Genomic DNA, 1,738 nt, shown 5'->3' with positions numbered 1-1,738 from the left:
CGAGGGCGCCGCCTTGCGCCGCGCGGCGCGCCGCGTCGTGCGCCGCCATGGCTTGCGCCACCGTATCCTGCGTCATCGTCATGATCGGGTCCCCGCGATGCCGGGCAGCGGATACATGTCGGGCCGCCGGTGCCGTGCGCAGCGATCCGGGTCGCAGGCAACGGCGAGGATGATGACGCGGCTCATGCCGCCGGACGGGGCCGTGACAGGAGGGGCGTTGCGGCATATCCAGGCCAGCGGGGCATGACGCGCGACGCGGCGGCGCGGCCGGCGGAAAAGGGACGGAAAGCGGGCGGCGCCCGGTCCGGTCGGGAGAAGACGGAAAAAGGATCGACGGACATGACGAAGTCCTTGCCCCAGCGGCTGCACGGCCATACTGCGCCGCATCCACCCGCCCCGTGTCAAGGACGTAATGAAAAATCATTTTCATATTGAAATTGGAATGATGGTTATGTTTCACTTCTCCTGCGTTCGGTGAGAGGCACATGAACGACGACTCAGATGTTTCGATCGGGGCCCGGATCATGCAGATTCATGACGCGCTGACGGCCGGTGAACAGCGCCTGGCATCGGTGATTCTGGAACTGGACGGGAATTTCTCGGGATTTACCGCAAGTGAGCTTGCGGCGCGGGCCAATGTGTCGAACCCGACGGCGGCGCGCTTCTTCCGCCGGCTGGGATATGAGAATTACCAGCAGGCCCGCACCCATGCGCGCGACCAGGCGTCGCTGGGGTCGCCGCTGGTGGCGTTGCAGCGCCGCCACCGGATCGGCGACGTCGATTACGACCTGGGGCGGTATGCCGAGCATGAAATCCTGAATCTGCGCCGGACGATGGCCGAGATTTCCGGCGAGAAGCTGCATGCGGCGGTACAGATGCTGCGGGAGGCGCGGAAGATCCGCATCGTGGCCTTTCGCAATTCGGTGCTGATCGCGCTGTATCTGCGGGCGCAATTGTCGCTGCTGCACGACAATGTGCAGGTCCTGCCGCAGCTTGGCATGGCGATGGGCGAGGATGTCGCGACGATGGGGGCGGAGGACCTGCTGGTCGTCGTGGGGATGCGGCGCCGGCCGCCGGTGCTGACGCAGCTTATGCGCGCGGCCCTGGAACGGAACGCCAAGGTCCTGCAACTGACGCATATCGGCGCGCCGGCCAGCCCCAACCCGTCCGTCCTGACGCTGCGCTGCGTCGTGGATGGCGCGGGGATTTTCGACAGCTATTCGACGGCGCTGTGTGTCGCGAACTGCCTGGTGTCGCTGCTGGAGCAATCCATGGGACCGGGCGTGGCCGAGCGGCTGGCGAATATCGAGGCGCTGCGGAAGGATATCGATGGAATCGGATGATATCCGGACCGTGGCGCGGCGGCATGTGAAGCGGCCATAGACACGCGGTCCGATTCACGACCCTGAGAATTGGGACCCTGAAAATTGGAGCCCTGAGAACCGGACCCCGGCCGCCGCATGTCTTATTTTGTTACGATATAATAACATTCTATCGGAGACGGACCCATCGGGCGTGCCAGCCATCCAGCGCCATGAGAAATATACCGGAGAGAGAATATGAGATCAGGTCGAGCCGGATTATTGACGGTGCTGTCCGTGAGGACGGCACTGGCCTGCCTGCCGATCGGGGGGGAGATGGTGCCGGGGGCCCTGGCCGCGACGGCCGACGGCAGGAGGCCCATCCATAAGCCCGGCCATCATCGGCGCCCGGTGGCGGACGGCGGGGTGGTCGCGGT

The 1,738-nt window shown here is 65.0% G+C and carries 2 protein-coding genes; both read left to right on the top strand.

The features are described 5' to 3' along the window. Positions 1–247, top strand: a 247-nt coding sequence (locus tag HUK84_RS22930) for a hypothetical protein (RefSeq protein WP_218064435.1), incomplete at its 5' end; no start/stop codon positions are given. A gap of 238 nt (positions 248–485) precedes the next feature. Next, positions 486–1,343 carry a MurR/RpiR family transcriptional regulator gene (locus HUK84_RS17025; RefSeq protein ID WP_176641328.1) on the top strand — a complete coding sequence of 286 codons (858 nt, stop codon included), beginning with the start codon at positions 486–488 and terminating at the stop codon, positions 1,341–1,343. The last annotated feature ends 395 nt before the right edge of the window (positions 1,344–1,738 follow it).

This window comes from Nguyenibacter vanlangensis (genome assembly GCF_013376155.1).
Classification (GTDB): domain Bacteria; phylum Pseudomonadota; class Alphaproteobacteria; order Acetobacterales; family Acetobacteraceae; genus Gluconacetobacter; species Gluconacetobacter vanlangensis.
The sequence above is the reverse complement of the archived record's forward strand: the minus strand, read 5'-3'. Positions and strand labels throughout refer to the sequence as shown.

Bases quoted from the DNA above. Each gene is read 5' to 3' on its own strand.
- HUK84_RS17025 (WP_176641328.1), top strand. From the start codon at position 486: ATGAACGACGACTCAGATGTTTCGATCGGGGCCCGGATCATGCAGATT.